This is a genomic window from Paenibacillus sp. ACRSA, from assembly GCF_022346845.1.
Classification (GTDB): Bacteria; Bacillota; Bacilli; order Paenibacillales; family Paenibacillaceae; genus Paenibacillus.
This window is the reverse complement of the sequence record NZ_JAKRNP010000019.1, coordinates 17708-43755: the sequence shown is the minus strand read 5'-3', so window position 1 is coordinate 43755 and position 26048 is coordinate 17708. Positions and strand designations below refer to the sequence as shown.

Genomic DNA, 26048 nt, shown 5'->3' with positions numbered 1-26048 from the left:
TATGAATAGCATTGCCAGATTGGAGAGAGTTCAAACAGAGTAGAGAGAATTAACTCACCGTTCGTGGTCGTTCCATTCGATTAATGCCAGGCACGCGAAGTGTAGCCCACTCCGGGCGATAATGCTCTACTTTGCCTACAACCACAGTCATATCATCATAGATCTCATGTTGCTGATATCGAATAACACTTTCAAGCAAGCAGTCTGCCACATCTTGCGGATCGTCACTGTCAATCTCTTGAATAAGTCGCTTCATCCATAATTCTTTGTTGACGGCATAGCCGGGTGCATCATAGATGCCATCGGTCATCATGATCAGAATATCCCCAGGCTGAAGCTGTACCGTTACCAGATCGACCTCAATATCCTTGATAATACCAATAGGCAAATTACTAGCTGATACCTGAATAACCTCCTGCCCTCGTTTAATAAAGCTTGGCGTCGAACCAATTTTCATAAATGTGGTCTCTGCCGTATATTCATCAATCAAAGCCATGTCTACTGTGGCATACATCTCTTCAGGTGACCGAAGCATAAGCACAGAATTTACTGACTTGATTGCCAGCTTCTCATCCATTCCCGATTGAAGTAATTGTTCCAGGATATTCAGCGCTGCACTGCTCTCCATGCGTGCACGTTCCCCATTGCCCATACCATCGCTTAGCGCCACTGCAAAAGTACCATTGCCCAGTTCAACCGTACTGAAACTATCCCCTGATAACAGATCTCCCCCTTTGGCAGCCGCAGCTACCCCTGTGCTGATCTCAAATGTTTTGGCTGACCCGAAGGTTACCGTCGCTAAGCCTTGCCGAGCATCCATCATCGTTTCATGCAGCACCGCAATGTGCTCGTCTAATACATCCGATATTAATGGCGCAATCATCTTGCGGCATTCATCGAACCCACGTGTATACGCATGTACAATTTCAATTTCAACATTCCCTGCTTCCAGATTTATAATTTCAATGGAATGGATAGACAGCCCCAGTGATTCAAGCGCATCTCGAATCTGCTCCTCCTGTTGAACCATCTCCTCACTTTCACGTTGAATTTCCCTCGCTAAATCCTCCATGACTTGGGATACGCCAGATAGCTGCTCTGCCACGAGCTGCCGACTATCGACGATCTGACGCTTCCATTGCATGTTATGCTGATACAGCCCATATTGGGCTCTCATTACCTCAAGTACCTCCTCAGGCTTGGCACAGACCCGGTTCCATTCAGCTGGAATCTGCTTGCCAGACATTTCAGGATTAGCTTCAATGGAGCTCATGACATCGGTCATATATTTGTACGTCTGAATAAACTTTGCATCCCAGCACTGAGCCCGTTTGAAGCAATTAGCACATGATCCCTCTGCCACAGCATTCATAAAATGCTCCATCCCGCCTTCATTCTGTGCCGCTTCTCCCGTGCCCGACATCTGATCAAAGCTACGTGACAATTGCCGAAACACTTGAGAAAAACGGGTTACTCGCTCTGCGGTTACATCGCGTATTCGCTTCGCATATTCATGCTGCGACTTGGTATGATCCTGCGTGCCCGGCACATATTTGGATATGGCCGTCATCATGCTTTTTGGCGTTAACATAAATAGCACGATGGCTGCGCAGGTCTCCCATAACGAATTCATAACATCACCTGGTCCGCCTAAATATATCGCCAGGATCGATGATCCAAGCAGCATGCCTAACGCTACCCCTGCTCGTTTCCCCTCTCGTAGCATCCCTGCCAGCATCCCTGCAAAAGCGAGAAGACTCATCTGATATATGGCTGTCATATCAGCCAGGCTCAGGATAAGCCCTGTAATAACTCCCACTGAAGCACCAAGGGGGGCTCCGCCCACTAGCGCAAAGATTAGAATCAGATATCGGGAGAGCATATGCTCGACAGATAAAGACTGTATCGTCCACCCAACTGCTCCTGTCATGACAGAAGCTAGCAAGATGATTAGGCAGAGGATCTCCTCGTTCTTTAGGTTGAACTTTTTTTTGCGGTACGTAAAAATCGGTATCGCCTGAATAAACACTAGCGTAAGCACGAAGCTGAGTACGGAATCCATCGTAAGCATCAGCATGGCGTACCAACTGAACGATGGCCCAATGACAACAGCGAACAACTTGACCATAAAAGTAGTCGTAAACACCATCGCTGGCGCATAAGATAATTCAGCACGGTCATAAGACTCTAAACCTCTAAAAAAGAGATAGAAGATAGCGATTTCTGTGGCAACGATGAGTGGGACTGGAAATGGGGCAAAGAGACTTCCCGCTAACAATGCAGCACCGACGGGAATAATGTAATCTCTACGCATGAACGCAATGACTGCGAAGTAGGCGATAGCAAACGGTGACAATTCATTTAGTATCATTGCCTTGCCAAGCAGGAAACCCATAAATGTGAGCAGGATTACCCATTTACGTGTAGCTACGACCTGGACAGCCTTGCGGGAACTAATCCACTGTTTGAGGCGCACCGACAGCTCCTCCCGAGCTTCTGTACTCCCTTTACCAGCTTTCATTCCCGGAAATTGAATGACATTCCACTTTTCCATCATCCCAAGGCACCCCATTCGCATAATTGTTATTTTCGTGTTTCGTTCTCGATGTTTCTGATTATAGATAGATTGAGAGACGTAGTTTGTCATAATAGGTGGGTAGGATTCAAAAAGTTTACGACAAAAGAAATACGACTGGCGCGGAGGAGACAATACCCCGACCTTACTGCCATTTCTTCTGTTTGGACGTTCTAAAGCGAGAACCAATATGTCTGATTATGAACCGTCATGTCTCCAGCATAAGCTCGTATTAACCGGGATACCTGCGGAATGTCATGGAAACATGTCGGTAAAAAATGGTAGACGACAAATGTTCTTATATCTTCTTCAGCCTAGCGCAGAAAATCGGTGAGACCGAGCATAAGTTTACAAAAAAGACGACTAATCCCGTCCATCGTACAAGGACGACAGTAAACCTCAAAATGCGTAAATATGTTGTTGCCACATACACATACCTCTACAATTTCGAATAAAAGAGCATGCAAAAAAGCCGTTGTCCCTTAGGACAACGGCTTTTCTTATATTAGATATCAGGTTGAGACAGACTATACGCGCTTAGCTCCACGGCCTCCGCGTTTGCCTTCTGTGTTTTTCTTGAGCGAAGAAATCCGCTCTTCACTATCTTTCAGGAAGCGTGACATTTTATCCTCAAATGAAGGTTTGCCTGCTGCGGGCTTGAAAGAACGGCCTCCGCGGTCACGGTTAAATCCGCCGCCACCACCACGACCTTGGCCACCACTTGGGCCTCCGCCGCTGAATCGTTCGCGATCTCCTCCACTGCGTTCCGGTCTTGGAGCTCTCGGAGGTCTGGATTGGGTTTGTTGCTCAACCGGTTTGTCAACAGCTTGCTTAATGGAAAGTCCGATCTTGCCATCCTTGTCAACGTTGATAACCTTTACTGTAACTTGGTCATTCAGCTTCAGGTGGTCGTTGACATCTTTGACGTAATTGTCGGCGATTTCCGAGATGTGAACGAGACCCGTGACACCTCCTGACAGATCCACAAATGCTCCAAAATGCGTGATTCCTGTCACCTTGCCCTCTAACTTGGTGCCCACTTCAATTGCCATAGAATAAAATGATCCTCCCTTAAAAATATACAACCCGATTTTTTGAATGCCAAAATCAATGCTGTGCTGGTTTAATTATACCTTATGCCGCAAACCAAGGTCAACTAAGCACTACCCTATAAGGGAGCCTATTTTTTCCGGTATGACGGCTTCAGATATATGAGTTATAACCCTTGCTCCGTAATGAGCCTAATTCCATCAGTTACCTGACTCTTCCACCTTAATTGGTGTCTCTTCAGGTAAATAGTAACCTTTTTTGCGCGCCAGTTGTCCTATGTATTCAGGGTCTTTCAACCGACTGACCTCATACTTCAACTGATCTAGCCTTTTCAACGTATCTTCCTTAGAAGCTTGCTGTGTAGCTAGATGTGAGCTCTTGTCCGAAATCTGCGCACTCTGAACAAGGAAGGTGTATCCTGCCCAAATGACAAAAACAATCACAAATGTCATCCAAAGCATTAGACGTCTTCGTGCACCCGCAGATTTAACCTGACCTGTTGGAACCGTGGATCTACCCACAGGCTTTTTACCCATTATCGGACCTCCTTAAAACAAGCGTCTCCATATCGCTGCAATACTTGCACCCGCACGGATCAAAAAGCGTGGCGTTACCCAATATTTCAGGAGCGGCCTAAACATCCAGCGGAACAACTTACCGAATGGTACCAAACATTGCAATACCAACTTGCCGAGGAATAGCAGGATCGCGAGCAAAAAACCTAACAGCACACGAACTAACTTGTACACTCCTTTAGCTGGCATAACGATCAGGATGTTAAGGATATGTCCACACCAATGAATCAGCGTTCTTGCGAGTTTAATTAACATTACCACAAAACGCTGGGTTGTAACACTTAAAAGCCAAAAATAGAAGCAAACCCCTAAAATCAGCCCCAAAAAGACATAAAACCGCAGTTGTCCGTAGTTCCCGGCGTATAGCATCCGAAAAACGAACAGCGCGGAGGCAACCCAATATAATAGATCGAGCGTGTGGATGCTCCATCTTGGAAACCGAAGTTGACCGGACAGTACCCGGTAACTGTCATAGGCCACTCCCATCATGGCTCCCGAAAGCAGCATCCACATCAATGTGATCCATTGTGTTTCTGGACTCATCGGAACATCTTACCAAACAGGCCTTTACTGTTCTTACTCTGAGAACCGGGATCCAGATATTGAAGTGAGCTTACCGTGCCCTCAATGGACAGCAGACCTTCCTCCAGGCTCAGATTTTTGATATGTAAATTGTGCCCCCGGATGGTCAGATGCCCAAGTTCAGTCTGAAGCAAAAATTCTTCACTGTCGAAGCTCTCCACATTGGAGACGCCTGTCAGATCTAACAGTTTCCGATTTTGCATGCTCAAATGATGCTGTTTAGCCTTCCCGTGCTCAACCATGGCATGTACCCCTCCTTCATACACCTAGCTTATGGAGCAGAAGTACGGAATAGAACCAAAGGATTGTGCACTGAAGCATTACTATCTAACATTACAAAAACGCCCTCCCCGAGATGGGAAAGACGTTTCTATTCAAAGGTTATTCATTTGTAAAAGGGGATGCTGGGCAGTGCTGTTACCAGTCCAGCCCGTTGTCCTTGGCAATCGGCTCTTCCTTAACCAAGGTATAGAGGCTGCTCGCCTCATCCTTCTTGGTGCTCTCTGCTAGACGTTCCACCTTCACTGTAACTAGCTTCTGACCAAACTGAACGGTAAGCTCATCGCCCACTTTGACAGCGGCGCTAGGTTTCGCTTCACGTCCGTTTACCAGAACACGTCCCTGTTCAGAGACGTCTTTGGCTACTGTGCGGCGTTTAATCAGCCGGGAGACCTTCAGGAATTTATCAAGACGCATTATTTTACGGCTTCTTTAAGTTTGTTACCTGCTTTGAATGCAGGAACGATGGACTCAGGAATCACGATCTCATTCCCTGTTTGTGGGTTACGGCCAGTACGACCGGAACGTTTGCGGGTCTCAAAAGTGCCAAAGCCGATCAATTGTACTTTGTCTCCGCTAGCAAGTGCATCTGTAATTTCTCCCAAAAAGCCGTTCAATACGGATTCAACGTCCTTTTTAGTCAAACCGCTTTTGGTGGAAATGTTGTTAATCAGATCTGTTTTGTTCATTTTTAAAAGCCTCCCAAATTGAAAAAAAAGTATCTGCGATGCCTTGGCAACGTATCGTTGCTGTTGACCCCGCGTATGGTTACTACACATGTATTCTGGCTTGGTACCTGAATTCCTGCCTTGGTTCACGACTTTTTTTCTTTCGTGCAGTTACTTGTCCAACAGCAGTCTAAGTCCAGTACCCTAAACAGCCAAGGTTTAATCATGTATGTCTACCCATTCAAACGAAACACTTGTTCGTATCATAACACACTAGCTGCAATCTTGGAATACGTTTTCCCAATATGAGCCAAAACAAAAGTTTGTTATAGCCCTGCCTTCTTAGCTGCCTGCCAGTATTGCTCCATCTCGTCTACATTGCTATCTGCAAGGGTACGACCCTGTTCATGCAATTGTGCCTCAATGTATTGGAAGCGTTGTGTGAATTTGCGGTTTGTCGCCGCAAGTGCCTCTTCTGGATCGGTATGAATGAATCGCGCCACGTTGGCAGCAGCAAATAACAAATCACCTAGCTCCAGCTTCTGTTCTTCTGCAGTTTGATTCTGCTGTACAGCTTCTTTCAGCTCAGCCAACTCTTCTTCAATTTTGCTAAATACACCATTAACGTCATCCCAGTCGAAGCCTACCTTAGCTGCTTTCTTCTGTAACTTATATCCCTTCATCAGAGCAGGCAGGTCGCGTGGTATTCCGTCTAATACGGAATCATTCTGTTGATCTAGCCCCTTGCGCTTTTTCTCCTCTGCCTTCATCTGTTCCCAGTTTTGTAGAGCTTCATTCGCATCCTCTGCCTGATTCTCACCAAATACATGCGGATGACGGAAGATGAGCTTATCATTCAGCCCTTCAATAACGTCATACACATTAAATGTACCTACCTCTTCCTCCATCTGGGAGTGAAGTAGAATCTGAAGTAACAGATCACCCAGCTCTTCCTTCATGTGGTCGGGATCGTCTTCATCGATGGTTTCAATGACCTCATAGGTTTCTTCAATCAGGTTTTTGCGAATAGACTGATGCGTCTGTTCCTGATCCCACGGACAGCCGCCGGGACTACGCAGAATGTTGACAATCTCATGCAAACGGGCAAACGACCGCCGCCGCAATGCATCATCTGTATTTTTGGGCACATAAATGAGTGAAAGGTTGCCATAACCCTCGATGCGATCCAGATCGTGGAGCGGTATCTTGTGAATGACCTCTTGTCCCTGAACCCCCAGGGCATGTCCAACAAATACAGGATAATCGTCTGGGTACACGTCCATCAAACACAGCTTCACATCTGACGCGGTAAATACGTCATAGACTTGTCCAATGAGCGTATGCAGTTGTGGCTGCACTAGTTCCGTGTTCAAACTGCTGGCGTCCAGAAGCTGGAACCCCTCTATCGGGTCAAAGCCTAGTCGTATAAATGCCTCGTCGAGGAAACTCTCACCGCCCATCACTCGAAGTGAGATCCCCATCTGTGGGCAACGTTCCTTCAACAGGCGTACACTCGCCTCTGCCACCATAGGATGACCTGGTACAGCGTATACGATCTCTGTTCCGGGCTCGCCTTGCCGAGCCGCTTCAATTAGACGATTTGCGATCTCATCGTACACCTCAGGGAAGGAGTCCTTTGCCTCGTAGATGGCGTCAAACGATGTCATCTGCAGCCCTTCCTGCTTCAGATCATGCAATACGGGATGATCCAATGTGCGGACATACAATATGGCCGCTTGCTTCATCTTTTTGATAATACCTACAGTTAGTTGATCTGCATCTCCTGATCCAAGACCTACCACGGTTAAAGCTGCACTCATCGTTCCAGTCCTCCATCCGAACCAACCTGCCGGCGTAAATTTCTTGATATGTGAACCCATCCCATAAGTGAGTCATGAAAATGAAATGGATCAGCCTAAGAAGTTTCACGCAAGGCAGCGCTCTATAATTAAACGTATTATACCAGAATCAGGCGGTATCCTATAATTTGCGATTTTACTGATGTATTTCTTCAAGTTCTGAATCTGTTGGATAATGATTACATCGCATTCATTTTAACAGTAACCGGCAATCCAACCTGTGAAGGATTAAAGGCCTCTGTGTAGCTGCTCTGACAGGCTGGTTTAGTGCAGCACCCGCAGGCTGCGTAAAACTTTGGCTAGGCGTGGCCCAACCTTGGGCACAGCCATCAGCTCTGCAGCGGTGAGCAGACCTGTGTGCGCGGCCGCCAGCACAAACACGGCTGCGCCTGCGGCTACGCCAAGCAGGCTGACGCCTACCGCGGCGATCCTGCGGTCAGCCGCGATTCCCATGCCACCGAGCAGCGCTTCGGTGGCCCAGGCCATGCCTGCCGCCGCCAAGCTCATGGCGGCAATAACCAGCGCCGGCTTCGCCAGGACGGCGCTAGGGGCTAGGCGCAGGGCGCTGTATCGCGCCAGTAGCGCCACATTCAGGGCAGCCGCCAGCATATAGGCGGCTGCGCCAGCCATGGCCGCGCCGACGATGCCCAGCGTCGGCACAAGCCAGACGTTCAGCAGCACCTTGACGCCTGCGGCGGCCAGCATGCTGAACGCGGGCGCGCGCACGCTGCCAAGGCCTTGCAGCAGCGCTGCTGCAATGATGCTGACGGTGCTGCCTGCTGCCGTCAGCGCCATGTATCGCAGTGCTTCGGTGCCTGCAGCATCACCGTACAGCATGCGGTTAATCGGCTCCGCCAGCACCGCGAGTCCTGCGGATGCTGCCAAGCCGATCAACCAGAACCAGCGCAGCGCCAGGCTCGCTTGCTGCCTCACGGCTTCTGACCCGCCACGAAGCTTGGCTTCGGCCATTGCCGGAATAAAGAGCACCGAAAGTGACATTGCTAACATCGTCACCATCTGAACGAGCGGTAATCCACGGTTATATATGCCGAACGAGACCATAGACTGTAGCTCGTTTAATCCCTCTTGTTGTAATAACCGCGGTACGGTGAACGTGTCCACCAGATTCATTAAAGGCACAGCCAGAGATCCAAGGCAGACCGGGATTGCATAAACAAGCAAGGCTCGGATCCACTCTCTATTGGAACGCTGATGCTCAGCAGCGCCAACTATTCGATCTTTTGCATCTACACCCACCGCTTCATCTGCGTTCAACACGTTACTTTCGATCGACATCGTTGAACCAGTAAGCTTCAAATCATCAACCGTAGCTACTTCAGAACTCAGCTCGTTCCTACTGCCTTGATCTTCAGGACTCTTAGCTTGAATCTTTTTCGAAATTAGCTTCCGATGGCGGAATCCATACATAAGCATCGCCAGTAGACCAGCTACACCACCCGCAAACGAACCCATCATCGCCCCAGCGGCAATCTTATCTAGCGAAGCCTCACGTGCCATGAGCCACAGCAGCAGCACAATCATCACTGTGACTCGAATGATCTGTTCTACGACCTGTGATACGGCTGTAGGCACCATCTGCTGCATCCCCTGAAAATACCCGCGCAGTCCCGTCATCAATGGAACGACCAGTAAAGCCAGTGCGGCAGCACGGATCGATGGGATAACATGTCCATTCCCGATCCATTTTCCGATCCATGGAGCCCCTGTATACATCAAGACTGCTAACACTAATCCGATTCCACCTAGCAGCATAGATGACAATCGTATGATTCGCCTTCCCTCTTCCGGTCTACCAAGTACGTGCTGTTCAGCCACGAATTTGGATATGGCCACAGGTAGCCCAGCAGCCCCAATGGTAATCACCATCATATAGAACGGATACACCGTGTTATATATACCAAAGACGCCGTCTCCGCCTAGATTCTGTAGCGGAATTTTCTGAAAGGCACCAATGATTTTGGAGATAATGGCGGCAAGTCCTAGCACAAATGCGCCCTGCAGCAGCCTTGATCCTGTTGATGGCTGTTTCATAAGTCCCTCCTGCGTATCCATACATCTGGATCAATAACAATCTCTTGTTATTATAACTGGCTGGAGCTGCGTAGACGAATTCCGTTTTTCTGCCTATATTGTCTGCGATTTAGAACATTCACAAAATAAAAACTCCTGTCTGCCTATAGGCACCAGGAGTTGTTTTAACTTATTGTTCCATCTGTTTACCGAGAAAACCAGCGGCAGTCTCTGACATTTTAATTTCCATCTGTGACATCTTCACCGACTCATCCTTATTGAACAAAACGACGGTTCCGATCGGATCTCCACCGGATATGATTGGCGCAATAACAAAGGAAGATAACGTCTCGTCATGATCTTTGCTAATTTCATAAGATCCATTATTGGTCTCGATAATGGTTTTACGGTTTTCCATACAGTTCTCAACCAACTGGCCTACCTGCTTGTCCAAATATTCCTTCTTGGAGCCACCAGCTACCGTGATGATCGTATCCCGGTCAGAGATTAACGTAACATGACCTGTACTTTCATACAAGGACTCCGCATATTCCTTAGCAAAATCACCAAGCTCACCAATCGGGGAGTACTTTTTAAGAATAACTTCTCCATCTCGATCCACAAAGATTTCAAGCGGATCTCCTTCACGGATACGTAGCGTACGACGAATTTCTTTTGGAATGACCACACGACCCAGGTCATCTATACGACGGACAATACCAGTAGCTTTCATTTACATGTTGCCCCACTTTCTCGAGAAGATTTTTCAACTACTGTTCCTTAATGGGTAGAGGAAAGTCCCAGAACGTTTAGTGTGATATCTTGACCATAGTATTCATCTGTTCCCATTTCCTTATACATGATTTGTAGAATATAGTTATGTTCTTTCGCAAGAAAATGACCATCTACCTATTCACTCTGAGATTGAATATAAAAAGGAGTAAGGGAGGCTAAAAGTCCCCCTTACTCCTTATCATGCTTGTCCACAATTGCAGCTATGCAACGGTTAATCCCTTACTTGCTGCTTGAATCTGTACCTTCACTTGTTGTTGCGTCTTTATCTGTTGTACCTGCATCTGTTTTGGTATCTGTACCTTTGGTATCATCCGTTTTGGATTCACCTTCGGTTCCCGTTTGTGTATCTGTTCCTGTTCCTTCTGTACCTTCTGTACCTTCTGTGCTGCCTTCTTCAGCTTTATCTGTTTTTGGCAGGTTCACTTCTTTTACGAGTTTATCCAGTTCGCCACCTGTCATGAACGTATCGATTTTGGCAGCTGCAATAGAACTCTTGATGCTGTCTTTTTGCTCTGCTGTCATTTTGTCATACGCATCTGTGCGTGCTTCTACTTTCATGACATGGTAGCCGTACTCCGTTTCCACTGGATCACTGATTTTATTCAAAGGCAACGTTATTGCTGCTTGTTTGAATGCTTCTACCCACTGAGCAACAGCCGCGTTCTCGTACAAACCGCCTTTGTCTGCAGATCCTGGATCTTCAGAATACTCCTTCGCAACTTCTGCGAAATCTGCTCCTCCATCCAGTTTAGCTTTTACTTCTTCAGCAATTTTAAGTGCATCTTCTTTTTTGCGCTCTTTTTGTGTTTTTGGATCCGTGAAGTTGATCAGTACATGACGAACGGAAGCCGTCGTATACTGCTCTTTATTTTTATCAAACTCAGCCTTCATGTCGTCTTCTGTTACGCCGGTCTCTTTATCCTTAATCACGGTCATGATTCGAGTCATATAATCCTTAATGTTATCATCCGTGAGGTTCTGCGCCTTCAGCATTTCCGGCCATTGTTCTTCTGGAACTTGAGCCTTCATTTTGTCGAATTGCTCAGTAGCTACTTTGGAACCTTCCGTTTTAGCTTCATCGCTCGCATTTTCACTCAGATATTTGTATGCAATTTCTTGGCGAACCAAGTAGTCTTTGAAGTCATCCATGTCCATCATTTGTGCATATTCTGGATACAGGAATTTCATCACACGCTGTTCCATGTCGAATTCATTGGCTGTAATTGTACCGCCATCATACGTTGCTACAACTGCACTTGTGTCTGTTGATTCTGGTGTTGTTGCTTCTTCCTTCTTACCACATGCTGCTAGCAGTGATAAAGACAGCACTGCAATCATACCCACGGACAGTACTTTCTTCACTGTTTTATACTTTTGTAACATCTTTTAGTTCCCCCTTTGATTTAAAAGCACTTTTCATGGATTCCAGGAATTTCTCCACTAGTTCCATGAGTTGCTTGTCCCCAAGCCCTTTGCCTTTGACATGAATAAGCATATGGGGTCCTTGTTCAAATTGTACACGTCTTTCGAACTGATTTCCAATGTGTGCAATATTGGAGAGCTCGAATGCGTGCTCACGACCTTCATAGAACTTCACCGTAAGGTCATCCCCACGCTGTGTGATAGACTCAATTCCATAGATTTTGCCGTACACTTTGAGCCTCGCCACAGCCATGAGGTTAATAACAGCTTCTGGCAGATCACCGAAACGATCCACTAACTCATCTTCCAGCTCCATTGCATCATCGAAGGAAGAGATAACAGCCACCTTTTTGTAAATTTCAATCTTCTGAATGCTGTCGTAAATATAATCAGACGGCAAATATGCATCAATACTAAGGTCAAGCGTTGTATTCCATTGGTCGGAAAGTACAGGCTCTTCACCCAGCATCGTCACTTTCCGTTTGTTAATTTCCTCAGCAAGCATCTGAGAATACAGATCAAATCCCACGGAAGCAATGAAACCATGCTGCTCTGCTCCAAGTAGGTTACCTGCACCTCGAATTGACAAGTCGCGCATTGCAATCTTGAATCCAGAGCCCAGCTCGGTAAACTCTTTGATCGATTGCATACGTTTCTCTGCCACTTCAGTCAGTACCTTATCCCGTTGGTACGTAAAGTACGCATAAGCAATCCGGTTGGATCGACCCACGCGTCCACGCAACTGGTACAACTGGGAGAGTCCCATTTTGTCTGCGTCATGGACAATTAACGTATTTACGTTTGGAATATCGACACCTGTCTCGATGATACTGGTGCTGACCAGTACATCGTACTCGCCATCCAAGAAGTCTAGAATCGTCTTCTCCAGCTCCGTCTCGGACATCTGACCGTGTCCCACGCCAACCTTAGCTTCTGGAACCAACTCAGAAATTTCGGCAGCCATTTCCTGGATACCTTGAACACGATTGTACAGATAATAGACCTGACCACCACGAGCTAATTCACGCTCAATTGCTTCTCGAACCAGCGCTTGACTGTGTTCAACCACATAGGTCTGCACAGGGAACCGGTTCTCTGGCGGTGTCTCAATGACAGACAGATCACGGACTCCAAGCATAGACATGTGTAATGTACGTGGAATTGGCGTTGCCGTAAGGGTCAACACATCCACGTTTGTTTTGAGTTTTTTCAACTTTTCCTTATGCGTTACACCGAAGCGCTGCTCCTCATCCACGATGAGCAATCCCAGATCCTTGAACACAAGATCCTGTGACAATAAGCGATGTGTGCCGATAACAATGTCAACGGTACCCTGCTTGATACCCTTGGCTGTTTCATTTTGTTCTTTGCGAGAACGGAATCGGCTAAGCACGTTGATGTTGAATGGGTAACCTGAGAAACGTTCACGGAAGGTCTCATAGTGCTGTTGTGCCAAAATTGTGGTAGGCACGAGCACAGCAACCTGTTTCCCTTCAATCGCTGCTTTGAAAGCTGCACGAATAGCAACCTCGGTTTTGCCGTATCCGACATCCCCACACAATAAACGATCCATCGGACGATTTTGTTCCATGTCTTTCTTGATTTCTTCAATTGCACGCATCTGGTCACGAGTCTCATCATACGGGAACATGTCCTCGAACTCCTGCTGTTCTGCAGAGTCCTTCTCGAAGCCGTATCCCTTGGACGTTTGCCGCTCCGCATAAAGTTTGATTAGATCGTCGGCAATATCCTGTACCGATGAACGAACTTTGTTTTTTACCCGTGTCCACTCGTTGCCACCGAGCTTATAGATCTTAGGCTCCTTCTCTTCTGAGCCCACATATTTCTGAATCAGATCAATCTGCTCGATCGGTACAGACAGTTTGTCTCCACCCGCATACAAAATATGCATATAGTCTTTATGGATACCAGCTACCTCAAGGGTACCGATCCCCATGTATTTACCAATACCGTGATTTTGGTGAACGACATAATCGCCCACTTTCAGCTCACTATATGATTTAATTCGCTCCGCATTGTCTACGTTTCGAATTGGTTTCCGTACTTTCCGTTGCTTCTGGGAGAACATCTCCCCTTCCGTAACAACGGCCAGTTGAATGGATGGCATCTCGAATCCTGTTTGCAAATTACCAATGAGCATCTCAGGTTCTGGTATGTCATAATCCAGCAATACACGACGCATACGGTCGAGTCTTTCCTCACCACTCGCCAGCATCAATACATGAACTCCAGCCTTCTGCCAGCGCTCCATCTCTGCCTTAAGTACATTCATTTGCCCGTGGAAATCCTGCATACCTCGGCTGATAAAGTTCAGAATGTTCTGTGGCTGCGTGTGTGGAACCTGACGTAAGAAGATGGACATAAATATTGTCTGGAATGGACGTTCATACAGAAGCTCATCTCCATCAGCCGATAAATGCAGGTCAGGTAGTGTCTTACCATTTTGCATCAAATGCAGATTCCATTCAGATTCATCCCGATCCAACTGTTTAGATGTCTCGGCAAGTCTTGCAGGCTCATCGAGTACAAGTAACGTATCCTCAGGCATGTAATCGTAAATGGTCTTGTGCTCCGGATAGAGTGGTGAGATATATTTATACATCTCTGAGAAGTATACATGCTGACGAAGCATCTCAATTTCGCGATGAATCTCTTCACGAAGTCGCAGCTTCGCCTGCCGATCTGTCATCTTCTCAAGCTGTTGTTCCAGCAAAATAACGGCCGCATCTGCAGCCTTCTCCATGCGTTCACGATCTGCGATCAACTCTTTGCACGGCAATACAACGACTTCTTCTATCCGCTCAATAGAGCGCTGATCCGTAGGATCAAAGGTTCGAATCGAATCAATCTCATCGTCAAATAACTCCACCCGGTAAGCAATCGGTGATGTAACCGGATAGAAGTCAATGATTCCACCACGTACGCTCATCTCACCCCGGGATTCTACGCGTTCTACGCGCTCGTAACCTAGCTTCACCATTTCCAGCAGGAAGGCATCTAGCTCAAGCGTGCTTCCTTGTTTGACTGTGATTTGGGCTTTTGCCATGATCTCTGGAAGTGGAAGATATCGCTGTACTCCGGAAAAAGGAATAACAACAACGCCCCGAAAACCTTGGGCGCAGCGAACCAACACATCAATACGCTGACCTAGTGTTTCCGGACTGGAAACAGCAGCTTCAGCGGCGACAAGTTCATTGGCAGGATAGAGCAATACCTGATCAGGTGAAAGCGCTTCCTGTAAATCTTCTGCAATTTTTTGTGCAGAAAACATATTGTGCGTAACGACGAGCAAAGGCCGGTTCATCTCTTGATGTAAGGCAGCCAGCATGATTTGACGTGCTGATCCGGATAGACCGGATACCAACTGCTCTTTCATCCCGGATGTAATACCGGCGGTTATGGATCCGAAGTCAGGATCTTTGGAAAAAGCTTGTATAAGTGCTTGTAACAAAAGGGGCACCTCTCTTATAACTTACTTGGTTATCTAGCGCACAAAGCGCAATACAACATTCTTAGAATTGGATACAAATCCCTTTTTACCCTGTTTCATCATAAAGGATTATTCGCTGTTTTGCCACATCGGCTTGATGTGCCTTGACGTTGATCAACCAAAATACGATTCCAGTTCAACTGAAAAGAAGCCTCAGCAGGCTGCCAAGGCTATAAAGGTGGAGCAGTATTCCGCTACCTCCATCATCTGTCATTACGTATTGTCACTACCACGTCACCCTATTGAAGAGGACTAGCGAGCAGACTCAGCTCAGGATTAAGTTCCAGTGCTTCTTTGCAATAGTCACATGTAATCCGAACGGTGATATCTCCACCCGAATTATACGCTATTATATCCCTACGCTCGTCGGGGGTCAAGAAATGAAAGCCCAATTGCGCTTCCGTTATACCGGTAGAATCGATTTGTCCTATAAAGGTACGGCAATGCCTGCATACATAATTCACTGACATGTTTATGCCTCCTGAACCTAGTTTATACATCCAGTATGCCCATTTAGACTGAATCGAACCCAGTTTATGATCATTTTTGCCAATAATGCCAGGCCGTGTCTGACAACTCGCTGAAGTGCATCTTTTACCGCCTTTTCGCCCCCTGCTGCGTCACTTCCCCTTGACGTGCCCCGGCACGCCTGCGGAAAACTTCCTTGCCTGGAACGAAAATTCGCCAAAATCTGCTCCCTTCGGAGTTTTCAGACACGCCCTAGAATCAACTACCCATTGAATTTAGCCATCGTTTGCTCAAACGTATGATTCAGGCTATGTTCAAGTGCGTCACAGGTCTGCTCAATTGTTTGTTCTAGTGCTTCCTTTTCCTTCTTCATGAATGTCGAAAGAACATAGTCTACAATGGCATGTCCAGGTTCTGGACGGGATATTCCCATGCGTACCCGGTTAAACTGCTGTGTACCTGTGTGCTGAATAATAGACTTAATTCCGTTATGCCCACCTGCACTACCTTGATAACGCAATCTCACTTTACCAATTTCCGTGTCCATGTCATCATACACAACGATTAGATCTTCTAGACTCACCTTATAAAAATCCATATAGGCTCGTACCGACTCACCGGACAGATTCATGAATGTCATGGGTTTAATCAATACCGTTTTGACACCGCCAATGTTGCCCTCTCCAATTAAAGCTTTGCATTTACTTTGGGTAATGGAGATATTATGACGATCTGCCAGTCGATCGAGCGCCATAAAGCCAATATTATGACGGGTTTTGGCGTAGTTAGAGCCCGGATTTCCGAGGCCAACAATCCACTTCATCTCGTTTCCTCCTTGGCATCACTTGAGCTGTAGCATAGACTTCATTTGTTATATTTCATATAATATCTAGAAAGTGAAGTTCTTTTTTACGATATAATTTCAACTGTTCCATGTTTGGATGATCTTATATACGTGTTTACATCATATATTTTATTAACCCAGGAAGGTGAGCGGGTTTTGCGCGAAGACACTGGACAACTGACTCAACATAGCGATTTTATCTATCATCTTGAATATCACGTACCTGTACAGGTATACGACCGCGACACTCATATTGAGATTGGATTAATTACACGCTTCGATAATCAATTTGTCGAAATTGCCGACACGCTTTTCCATCGGCGCCGATTCCGTTTCATTTCCCGCCCAGGCTATTAGATATATAAGTTTAGTTCAAACATATATAGAAGATAACCGGGCGGTTAATTCCACTTTTATAATACGGCACGCCGACAGGGGTTACATTTTCCATTGATCCGGAAAACGTAACCCCTCTACTACTTTATGCAGACATCCTTATTCAATTTCAAACAGCTTGCTGATTGATAATTCCTCATGAACCCGGATAATTGCTTCTCCGAGCAAAGGCGCTACAGACAACACTTTGAGTTTGCTTGTCGGGTTAGCATGCGTAATTGGAATTGTATCCGTTACGATGACTTCCTTCAATGGTGCATTCTCCAAACGTTCCATAGCAGGGCCAGACAATACTGGGTGAGTACAGCATGCGTATACTTCCTTCACGCCGCCTTCCATCAAGGCATTTGCCCCCAATACAATCGTTCCTGCCGTATCGATGATATCATCGATCAGGATTGCCGTCTTGCCTTCAATGTTACCAATGATGTTCATGACTTCACTGACATTAGGCTCAGGACGACGTTTATCGATAATCGCCAGTGGTGCGTTCAGGAAGTCAGCGAGTTTCCGTGCACGTACTACGCCACCATGGTCAGGTGATACGACAACTGGATTTTCGATCTGTTTCGACCGGAAATATTGTGCCAGAATCGGTACACCAAGCAGATGGTCAACTGGAATATCGAAAAATCCTTGAATTTGCATTGCGTGAAGATCCATCGCGATTACACGCGTTGCGCCTGCTTTTTCAATCAGATTAGCTACCAGCTTCGCTGTAATTGGATCACGGGAACGTGCTTTGCGATCTTGTCTAGCGTAGCCATAGTAAGGAATTACAACGTTAATCGTCTTGGCAGAAGCACGTTTAAGTGCATCAATCATGACGAGCATTTCCATCAAGTTGTCGTTAACTGGCAAACAAGTTGACTGCACGATATAAACGTGACAACCCCGTACGCTCTCGGAGAGCTTCACTTGGATCTCACCATCGCTGAAGCTAGTTGTGTGAGATTCACCCATAGGAATTCCGATATAATCAGCAATTTGATGGGCAAGCTTTGGGTTAGAATTGCAAGTAAATATTTTTAATTTCGAATCAAAATAAGTCATAAAATAAAAACCCTCCGTGCTGGTTCATTGGAATCTATAAGCGTCTGCGACATGTCGGCACCTCCCGAAGATCGGGAGGCAATTGTTATCAAAACCCCTTATTCGGGTTTGGCGTTTTGTTTCTTGGCTTTGGCACGTCCGCGGATCTTCTCCGCATAACCAGGTTTGTTCTCCTGGCGTGGACGAGCAATGGCGAGATCATTCTCGGGAACGGAATGGGTAACGGTGGAACCTGCAACGACATAAGCGCCTTTTCCTACCGTAATGGGTGCAATCAAGTTGACGTTGCTGCCTACAAAGGCATCATCTTCAATGGTTGTCACAGCTTTATTATAACCATCATAATTGACCGTTATTGCACCACAACCAACATTTACGTTTTTCCCTACTTGTGCATCCCCAATATAACTAAGGTGAGACACTTTGGAGCCTTCATCAATTGTAGCATTTTTCACTTCAACAAAGTCACCAATTTTTACGTTGCGACCTAATTTAGTTCCTGGACGCAAATTAGCAAATGGACCTACAGTAGCCTCGGCACCAACATCAGCACTCGACAACACAGAATGTTTAATTGTAACTCCATCCTGAATGATGCTGTCTTCGATATCTGCATGCGGACCAATATGGCAAGCTTCACCAATGGAGGTTGTGCCCTTAAGCATAGTTCCTGGGTACAGTACTGTGTCTGATCCAATCGTAACATCCGCTCCGATATATGTCGATGACGGATCAATGATCGTAACACCGTTCAACATATGTTTAACGGCTAAACGTTCACGCATGAATGCTTCCGCTTGTGAAAGAGCGAGTCTATCATTTACCCCAATGGATTCTGCAATATCATCTGACATGTAGGCTTCAACCACTTCTCCATCGTTGCGGAATATGCCAACAACATCCGTAAGGTAGTACTCTCCTTGGGCATTCTGATTCGTTACTTTCTCCAACGCTGCAAACAGTTTCGCATTGTCGAAGCAGTAAGTACCTGTGTTAATCTCCTTCACAGCATCTTCTTGCTCGTTACAATCCTTCTGCTCCACAATTCGTTGTACAGAACCATCTTCTCCGCGAATAACGCGTCCGTATCCTTTGGGATTGTCCAATTCAGCTGTAAGTACGGTAGCTGCTGCACCGCGACTCTCATGAAGTTTCATTAGACCTTCCAGCGTTTCACTCGTTACAAGCGGAGTGTCTCCGCAGACTACAATCGTTGATCCGGCTTCATTGCCGAGCAGAGATTTCACCTGTTGAACTGCATGACCTGTTCCCAGCTGTTCAGCCTGAAGAGCATATTCTGCTTTTGAACCCAAAAATGACTGCACCGCTTCGGCACCGTGACCCACCACGACTACACTGCGTTCTACACCTGCGCGTAGAGCCGCATCAAGCACATGACCCACCATCGGTTTACCACATACGGGATGCAGTACTTTGTACAATTTGGATTTCATCCGTTTTCCTTGCCCTGCGGCAAGAACAATAGCCATTCGTTTCAAAATTCACGACCTCCTGTTCTGAAAATCCCATCGTTCTCGGGTTGCATATCCCTATTCGATGAGTATCGTTCAGCCGGCTCTGCGCCGGTCTTGTTCATCGCTTGCTGTCCTGTATTCACGCGTAACAACGCGGACACCAACCATCGTGACCTTATATGTATACGCCGTGTACCTGCGAGCTTAACCGAATCCCATGATTCCTAAGATGCCGCCCTGTCACCAAGCGCACGCTGCGCTTTTTTGTTCTTCAACATTCATAACCAATGGGTTATGAAACACTACTCTGCGAATAAACTCAATACTGAATATATCTTATTCCGGTCAAAAAGAAAAGAGAGCCATAAGACATGGCTCTCTTTTCCTTCGAACCCCAATAATGTTCTCAGGCACCTTCTTCAATGACTTCTTCCTCAGTAGCAGCGCGATCATATTCAGTCAATACAGCCGCCTGAATCTTCTCACGAGTACCGGAAGAGATCGGGTGGGCGATATCACGGAACTCTCCGTCAGGAGTCCGCTTGCTCGGCATAGCAACAAACATTCCGTTGTTACCATCAATGACACGAATGTCATGAACGACGAATTCGTTATCGATGGTAATGGATGCGATAGCCTTCATTCTCCCCTCCGAGTTAACGCGGCGGAGTCTGACATCCGTAATTTGCATGTGTGTGTTCACCACCTTTTTCCATCAGAACTTGGTGTATAATTCCACACAGCCTATACGAACTCCTTCTTTTTATAACCACAAAAATGTCCTAATTTCAGGAATTTTTTTATTTAATACACAATTCGACAACGTTAGTGCCAGGTCGATGGAAAAGAAGCTTTCCCGACACGCTATTCGTCATCTTTCTACAGATCAAAATAGTTGCCAGGCTTGACAGAAATGTGTCTGCTCTTCGCATCTACTGCAGTCAACTTCGCCAAGGATACATAATCGGTCAATAGGCGTTCTTCTGAATCGATAGAACCAGATTCAACCAAGACCCCTACCCCAGCTACAGTCGCATTAAACTCGGCCAACAGATCGATCATCCCCTGAACCGTGCCCCCAGCTTTCATGAAGTCATCCACGATAAGTACCCGCGAATGTTCACGCATCGCCCGGCGCGATAGGGACATCGTATGCAAGCTTTTATGTGAGCCCGATACATAATTGATACTTACGGCTGATCCTTCCGTAGCCTGATGGTCCCTGCGCACGAGCACAACAGGTAGGTTGAGCTGGGCACCCGTCGCATATGCGAGTGGTATGCCTTTGGTCTCTACCGTCATAACTACATCAATGCCCATATTACCAAATGCAGTGGCAAAAATTTTGCCTGCTTCATTCATTAATGCAGGTTGACCAAGCAAATCCGACATGTAGAGGTATCCACCAGGCAGAATCCGATCCGGTTGCTCCAATTGGGTACTGAGTCGCTCAGCAAAAGTAAGAGCCAGTTCTCTGGACACCTTAGGAATCCACTTGACTCCCCCAGCTGCTCCGGCCAACGTTTGCAGTTCTCCTGACCCACCTTCTTCGAACACTTCCTTGATAATCGCCAAATCTTCACTGATTGACGACTTCGCAGCTCCATAACGTTCGGCAAATGTGGTGAGCGGAATCACCGTATGCGGTCTAGACAATAAGTACTGCGTCATTTCAACCAGCCTTGCGCTTCGTTTTAATTTCTTCACAGAGATCCATCCTCACGATCACGGAAAACATCCAAATCCGAATAATTATATAAAAATATATCACCTTTATACGTGTTTGTACATCATAAAAGTATGTGTTCAAAAAGCGAACGCTTTGAACAACCACCAAAAGTTCGTGTTCAAAAAGAACGGTTTTCAGTACCGAGAAGGTGGGATAAAGGTAGAAATGGAGTAGTGAAGCGTAAGCAGAACTACGTGAGCAACTACATTGTTTCCGAAAGAAACAAACTTCGTAAGCATCCACTTATTTCGGCTGAATCCCATCTTCAATGCTGAGATGCTGTCAAGCATCCTTTGTAATCAAAAGCGGCCTTTTTGAACAACTGCTAAAAGCGAATGCTATGTCAGCATTCGCACAGCATATACTTCTTTACAGAAGCCACGAAGACCATTATAGATCCGGGCGACCTTAGACTCCTTCGACACCAACCCAAACACAGTTGGGCCACTTCCGGACATTAATACGCCATCTGCTCCCAATTTGATCATGGCTTCCTTCAGATGCAGTACCTCTGGATATAACTTCAGGGTTACATCCTCAAGCACATTCCCCATCTGTCCACATACCTCAGCAAACGACTGATTGCGAATCGCCTGTTCCATTTTGGCAGCGCTCGGATGTCGAACAATCTTGTCACTGCGGAAACGACCATACACATCTGCTGTAGATACATTAATAGGCGGCTTGGCCAGTATGACCCAACATTGCGGTGGATTCGGGATTGGCGTCAGCTTCTCACCTCGACCTGTTGCTAGAGCTGTACCTCCAGTAATGCAAAATGGTACATCTGATCCAAGTTCAGCTCCAAGCTCTTGTAGCTCCTGATCGGGAATATTAAGACGCCAGAGACGATTCAAGCCACGCAGCGTTGCTGCTGCATCGCTACTGCCGCCTGCAAGACCGGCAGCCACTGGAATCTTTTTATCCAGATGAATATGCACCCCTGATCGAACATCATAACGTTCTTTGATCAGCCTTGCCGCCTGAAAAGCCAGGTTTTTCTCATCTAGCGGAATATATCCAGCCTGACTAGAGATGAAGATCGTATCCCGAGGAAGCTCGGAGAATTCTAACCGATCAGCCAAATCGACCATAGTCATGATCATTTCAACTTCATGGAATCCATCATTTCTTTTATGTAAAACGTCCAGCATTAAATTAATTTTAGCAGGCGCTTTTTCGTAAATTTTCAAGACGTTCACCCGTCCTCACCTTTTCCCTAAGACAACTTAACATATTATATCAAAATAGGGCTGTCAAGTCATTTCTATTCCGCATCTATGGGGAAAAAGCGAGGTGATCCTGATGGATTGCCCCGCTCTCCAAACCAGATGAAATTTAAATTAGGATTTGCGTGCTGCCTGCTCAGCGAGTTGGATCGCTCGCTTCACCATGTTGCCCGCATCTTTGGCTTTGATACCGCCCCAGCCTTCTTGCTGAACAGTATCGTAGAAACCGAGGTCTTTGGCCAGCTCGTATTTAAGCTCCTCTGACATCACACTTCTTCTTCTGCGGCTCATGCAACCATCCCCCTTAGATTAAGCTCATCAATTAGTCCAGTTCGTTAATGCAGAAATGACGGACGAACAGGCTCAAGCTGGTGAAGAAGCAATCCTTAGGATCACTTGAACCTGTATATGTAGTATGTCGTAACTACCTAAACCTCATTCCTAAATTGATGGAGTGGTGGGATTCCTCTTTTATGAAAATAAAAAAGCGATCCGCCTTGTGGGGCGAATCGCTTGTAAAACGATGCTTACGGCTCCATATAAGAACTATGCGTCTGGCTGCCTGGATCAAATACCATGACTTCCACCGACTCCGTAAGTATATCTGCATAACTATAAGATACTCGCTTGAAAGTTTCTTGTTCCTCATCAAGCTTAACAATAAAAACAGAAGGGTACGTTTCTTCCAATACACCCGTACGCTCGATAGTCTTACGGCGGCCACCATTAGCCCGCAACATAATTTTCTGACCTATATGAGCGTCGAGATTGCGTTTGATATCCAACAGCGTATTTTTAGCCATTGTCGACGACCACCTCTTTTCTTGTCCATTATACCTTAATTTACAGTCTATGTCAAACTAAAACTAATTATTATATCAGCATCGAAAAGTTTCTGTCAATGAATTTTTTTGAAAATAAAAAAAGCCCCGAACTGGGACTTTCTTCGTACATACTCAAACCGCAGACGGGTTCACTTTTAACGTAGATAAATCGTTCAATCCAGGTAATCCGACACGGTAACTGCCCCGCGTTTCGACGCCACCCACGCCTTGGCTTCCGCTAATCGTATTATGCAGAATGTCATTCATGTTCACCGTATCTCTAACTGAAGTAAAGGAGGCTTTGGCTGCCACATATACCGGATCAAGCGCATGAATCAGTATTCTGCCTGGTGAACTAGCGAAGTTCGCCCCTGCTCGCAGCAGAGCCTCAAAATGAGACTGACACGCCCCTGCGACGATGGTGAGTGCATCCAGGTGACGTTCGTACTGCCTTGCAACCTGAATCGCTGCCACGAAGTTCTGAGAGTTCTTATAGCTTCCCAGACTATACAGATCGTACGGCTGGCGAGTCTTCAGCACGCCATCATGTCCTGTAATAACCACAATGTCCGGCCTAACCTTGGGTAAAAGATGATACAACGTATCAGCCATAGCAGACTCATGTACATACTGTCCCTCCGCTGGAACGCGAAGCTGTTCGTAGAGATTCATACTTTTTTTCAAATAGTTTGGATCTCCGTCCAGGTGAAGCACTTTGCCAGGCATTTCGAAATATGCAGGTTCTTGCTGTTGGGTCCATTCCTGACCCAATCCTTCTCTATTCCGCTCCGCCTGTTCCATCCGATTCTGCTGTAGACGAGAGAGCGTCTGGTGAGCCTTAACATGCGCCTGTCGAGTCTTAGCGCTCTGCGGTTCATATGGAACCTGTATCAAATCATCCACCGGGGAATCAGCGAGCAGCCGGAACTCGGTACCTTTAATAACAGCACTGTCCACCTGAAGGCCTTCCACCCGAAAAGTCACATCTCCTCCGTATGACTTCCGAACGACCAAGTCTCCGATATTCATCAACATAATCACCTCTAACCCATCGTATGGGCTAGCACCCGGATTGGTTCATCCGATTTTACTACATTACCTTGCAGACCTAAGATTTAACAAATGACAGTTCACAAGAAGGCAATTCTAAAAAAATGCATTGTCTATACTAAAATGACTATAGCGCTGCACGTACTCCAGCTTCCCACATCACCGTACTTAACGTTGCATACTCCTCCAAGCTAAGAGTCTCACCACGTCTAGATGGCTGAATGCCTGCTTGCTCCAATAATTGGTCAGCCTGCTCCCGGTTATCCTTTGTGAAAAAGCGAGATTTCAGATTGTTAGAAATGGTCTTTCTACGCTGTGCAAAAGAAGCCTGTACCACCTCGAAGAAGTGTGCTTCATCTGGAACCTGTACTGGAGGTTGTTCCCGAACCTTAAGTTTAATAACCGCCGATTCCACATTAGGCTGAGGAATAAATACGGTCGGTGGAACAACACAGACGAGCTCAGGGACGCTGTAGTATTGTACGGCAATACTTAAGCTACCGTACTCCTTGGAGCCAGGTGCGGAAGCCATTCGTTCTGCTACTTCCTTCTGAATCATGACCACGATGCTGTCCACGGGCAGTTTTTCTTCCAGTAGCTTCATCATGATTGGTGTTGTCACATAATAAGGCAAGTTCGCAACAACGCTGACTTTGTCTACTTGACCAAAATCCGTTCGGAATAACTCCTCCAGATCCAGCTTCAATACATCTCCATGATGAACACGTACATTGGGATAAGGCTCCATCACTTCACCTAAGATCGGTAAGAGCCGCTGATCAATCTCTACTGCCGTTACAGGGCCCGCAACCCTAGCAAGCCGCTCCGTTAGTGCTCCAATTCCAGGTCCAATCTCAAGTGCACCTTTGGACTCGTCCAAATCTGCAGCGTTAACAATCTTGTTCAATATATTTTGATCAATTAGGAAGTTCTGTCCTAGACTCTTCTTAAATGAAAATCCATGCTTCTGAATAATCTCTTTCGTTCGTTTGGGTGTTGCGATTTCCAACGTCTCTTCCATACCCTTCATTTACTTCACAATCCTTCACATTCGATTTGCGATAATGCGGCAGAGAATTCTTCTCGGGTGATCTGAAACACACTTAACCGCTTGTGGAACTGCTTACCATTACAATATCCGATGCCGAGTATGTTCCCCATCTCCATACGACGTGCGGCAGCCTGTGGATGCACAATGAGTCCAGCAGCGATGAGGTCCTCCCAATCAATCAGACTCGGTGCCCCCTCATAGGACGTATGCACACGTGCTAGGGCATGGCGAATGGCTTCTGGCGAAGCGTTCTCGACTCCGATATCTCCTTTGCGCGTTGCGTCAGCCTCAGGAATGAAGGCGTGCTTACAACCTGGTACCTTATTGGCGATGATTTTCCGTATCCGCTCACCAGCATGATCTGGGTCGGTCAGAACAATGACACCTCTCCGCTCCTGAGCAAGTGCAATACGCTTCAGAATCCGCTGATTAATGGCTGAGCCGCCTGTTTCAATGGTATCCGCCTGAACGGCGCGTCGAATCGCCACCGTATCGTCACGGCCTTCAACCACGATCACTTCTTTTATCATGTTCCAATTCTTCCTTTCTAACGCAAAAAGAAGAGGAATATCCCTCTTCTCT

25 protein-coding genes are annotated in these 26048 nt (G+C 46.5%); 1 reads left to right on the top strand and 24 read right to left on the bottom strand.

The genetic code is table 11. The features are described from left to right. Positions 1-49 precede the first annotated feature (49 nt). From spoIIE to pth, 14 genes are all read right to left on the bottom strand, one after another. The gene (gene spoIIE / locus MH215_RS27165; protein WP_239294066.1) at positions 50-2557 is read right to left on the bottom strand and encodes a stage II sporulation protein E; all 2508 of its coding nucleotides are present in this window, start codon (positions 2555-2557) and stop codon (positions 50-52) included. A 545-nt stretch (positions 2558-3102) separates the two neighbouring features. Beyond that, a complete protein-coding gene (locus MH215_RS27160) occupies positions 3103-3627 on the bottom strand; it encodes a S1 domain-containing RNA-binding protein (protein WP_056697430.1) in 525 nt (174 codons plus the stop codon). A 198-nt stretch (positions 3628-3825) separates the two neighbouring features. Then, positions 3826-4161 (bottom strand): FtsB family cell division protein, encoded by a 336-nt coding sequence (locus tag MH215_RS27155; RefSeq protein WP_056697428.1) that lies wholly within the window; start codon positions 4159-4161, stop codon positions 3826-3828. 12 nt (positions 4162-4173) lie between these two features. Further along, positions 4174-4743, bottom strand: coding sequence for a spore cortex biosynthesis protein YabQ (yabQ, locus tag MH215_RS27150; RefSeq protein ID WP_239294065.1), 570 nt, complete (start codon positions 4741-4743; stop codon positions 4174-4176). After that, complete coding sequence (yabP, locus tag MH215_RS27145; protein WP_056697424.1) at positions 4740-5024, bottom strand: sporulation protein YabP; 285 nt, start codon at positions 5022-5024, stop codon at positions 4740-4742. The genes yabQ and yabP overlap by 4 nt, the downstream gene beginning before the upstream one ends. A gap of 175 nt (positions 5025-5199) precedes the next feature. Beyond that, a complete protein-coding gene (locus MH215_RS27140; protein WP_056697423.1) occupies positions 5200-5478 on the bottom strand; it encodes an RNA-binding S4 domain-containing protein in 279 nt (92 codons plus the stop codon). Beyond that, positions 5478-5750 (bottom strand): HU family DNA-binding protein, encoded by a 273-nt coding sequence (locus MH215_RS27135; protein ID WP_056697421.1) that lies wholly within the window; start codon positions 5748-5750, stop codon positions 5478-5480. Before MH215_RS27135 ends, MH215_RS27140 begins: the two co-directional genes overlap by 1 nt. A 305-nt stretch (positions 5751-6055) precedes the next feature. Then, a complete protein-coding gene (gene yabN, locus MH215_RS27130; protein WP_239294064.1) occupies positions 6056-7549 on the bottom strand; it encodes a bifunctional methyltransferase/pyrophosphohydrolase YabN in 1494 nt (497 codons plus the stop codon). Positions 7550-7852: 303 nt separating this feature from the next. Next, a complete protein-coding gene (locus MH215_RS27125; protein ID WP_239294063.1) occupies positions 7853-9640 on the bottom strand; it encodes a putative polysaccharide biosynthesis protein in 1788 nt (595 codons plus the stop codon). Between the two features lie 169 nt (positions 9641-9809). Beyond that, the gene (spoVT, locus tag MH215_RS27120) at positions 9810-10352 is read right to left on the bottom strand and encodes a stage V sporulation protein T (RefSeq protein ID WP_056697416.1); all 543 of its coding nucleotides are present in this window, start codon (positions 10350-10352) and stop codon (positions 9810-9812) included. Between the two features lie 281 nt (positions 10353-10633). After that, positions 10634-11797: a peptidylprolyl isomerase gene (locus MH215_RS27115; protein ID WP_239294062.1), complete on the bottom strand. Its 1164-nt coding sequence runs from the start codon at positions 11795-11797 to the stop codon at positions 10634-10636. Next, positions 11781-15308: a transcription-repair coupling factor gene (gene mfd / locus MH215_RS27110; RefSeq protein WP_239294061.1), complete on the bottom strand. Its 3528-nt coding sequence runs from the start codon at positions 15306-15308 to the stop codon at positions 11781-11783. The genes MH215_RS27115 and mfd overlap by 17 nt, the downstream gene beginning before the upstream one ends. 278 nt (positions 15309-15586) lie before the next feature. Continuing rightward, the gene (gene fin / locus MH215_RS27105; RefSeq protein WP_056697411.1) at positions 15587-15817 is read right to left on the bottom strand and encodes an anti-sigma-F factor Fin; all 231 of its coding nucleotides are present in this window, start codon (positions 15815-15817) and stop codon (positions 15587-15589) included. A gap of 260 nt (positions 15818-16077) precedes the next feature. Next, a complete protein-coding gene (gene pth, locus MH215_RS27100; RefSeq protein ID WP_056697409.1) occupies positions 16078-16638 on the bottom strand; it encodes an aminoacyl-tRNA hydrolase in 561 nt (186 codons plus the stop codon). A gap of 132 nt (positions 16639-16770) precedes the next feature. On the opposite strand from pth, the gene MH215_RS27095 reads away from it, so the two are divergent. Next, complete coding sequence (locus tag MH215_RS27095; protein ID WP_235540616.1) at positions 16771-17016, top strand: hypothetical protein; 246 nt, start codon at positions 16771-16773, stop codon at positions 17014-17016. Between the two features lie 138 nt (positions 17017-17154). Here the strand turns inward: MH215_RS27095 and MH215_RS27090 are convergent, their stop codons facing one another. The 10 genes from MH215_RS27090 to rnmV all read right to left on the bottom strand — a co-directional run bounded on the left by MH215_RS27090 (position 17155) and on the right by rnmV (position 25996). Beyond that, the gene (locus MH215_RS27090) at positions 17155-18108 is read right to left on the bottom strand and encodes a ribose-phosphate diphosphokinase (RefSeq protein WP_017691370.1); all 954 of its coding nucleotides are present in this window, start codon (positions 18106-18108) and stop codon (positions 17155-17157) included. Positions 18109-18206: 98 nt separating this feature from the next. Further along, positions 18207-19598 (bottom strand): bifunctional UDP-N-acetylglucosamine diphosphorylase/glucosamine-1-phosphate N-acetyltransferase GlmU, encoded by a 1392-nt coding sequence (gene glmU, locus MH215_RS27085; protein WP_481857495.1) that lies wholly within the window; start codon positions 19596-19598, stop codon positions 18207-18209. A gap of 391 nt (positions 19599-19989) precedes the next feature. After that, positions 19990-20274: a septation regulator SpoVG gene (spoVG, locus tag MH215_RS27080; protein ID WP_017691372.1), complete on the bottom strand. Its 285-nt coding sequence runs from the start codon at positions 20272-20274 to the stop codon at positions 19990-19992. A 188-nt stretch (positions 20275-20462) separates the two neighbouring features. Continuing rightward, positions 20463-21290 carry a pur operon repressor gene (gene purR, locus MH215_RS27075; RefSeq protein ID WP_056697404.1) on the bottom strand — a complete coding sequence of 276 codons (828 nt, stop codon included), beginning with the start codon at positions 21288-21290 and terminating at the stop codon, positions 20463-20465. A 360-nt stretch (positions 21291-21650) separates the two neighbouring features. Continuing rightward, positions 21651-22505 (bottom strand): 4-(cytidine 5'-diphospho)-2-C-methyl-D-erythritol kinase, encoded by an 855-nt coding sequence (ispE, locus tag MH215_RS27070; RefSeq protein WP_056697479.1) that lies wholly within the window; start codon positions 22503-22505, stop codon positions 21651-21653. 150 nt (positions 22506-22655) lie between these two features. Further along, entirely contained in the window at positions 22656-22832 is a 177-nt protein-coding gene (locus MH215_RS27065) for a small, acid-soluble spore protein, alpha/beta type (protein WP_056697402.1), read from the bottom strand. Between the two features lie 236 nt (positions 22833-23068). Beyond that, a complete protein-coding gene (gene veg, locus MH215_RS27060; RefSeq protein WP_056697400.1) occupies positions 23069-23344 on the bottom strand; it encodes a biofilm formation stimulator Veg in 276 nt (91 codons plus the stop codon). Between the two features lie 153 nt (positions 23345-23497). Next, positions 23498-24394 (bottom strand): sporulation peptidase YabG, encoded by an 897-nt coding sequence (gene yabG, locus MH215_RS27055; protein ID WP_239294060.1) that lies wholly within the window; start codon positions 24392-24394, stop codon positions 23498-23500. Between the two features lie 148 nt (positions 24395-24542). Continuing rightward, positions 24543-25445 (bottom strand): 16S rRNA (adenine(1518)-N(6)/adenine(1519)-N(6))-dimethyltransferase RsmA, encoded by a 903-nt coding sequence (rsmA, locus tag MH215_RS27050; protein ID WP_056697397.1) that lies wholly within the window; start codon positions 25443-25445, stop codon positions 24543-24545. Between the two features lie 5 nt (positions 25446-25450). Further along, positions 25451-25996 carry a ribonuclease M5 gene (gene rnmV, locus MH215_RS27045; RefSeq protein WP_128099756.1) on the bottom strand — a complete coding sequence of 182 codons (546 nt, stop codon included), beginning with the start codon at positions 25994-25996 and terminating at the stop codon, positions 25451-25453. Positions 25997-26048: the final 52 nt, after the last annotated feature.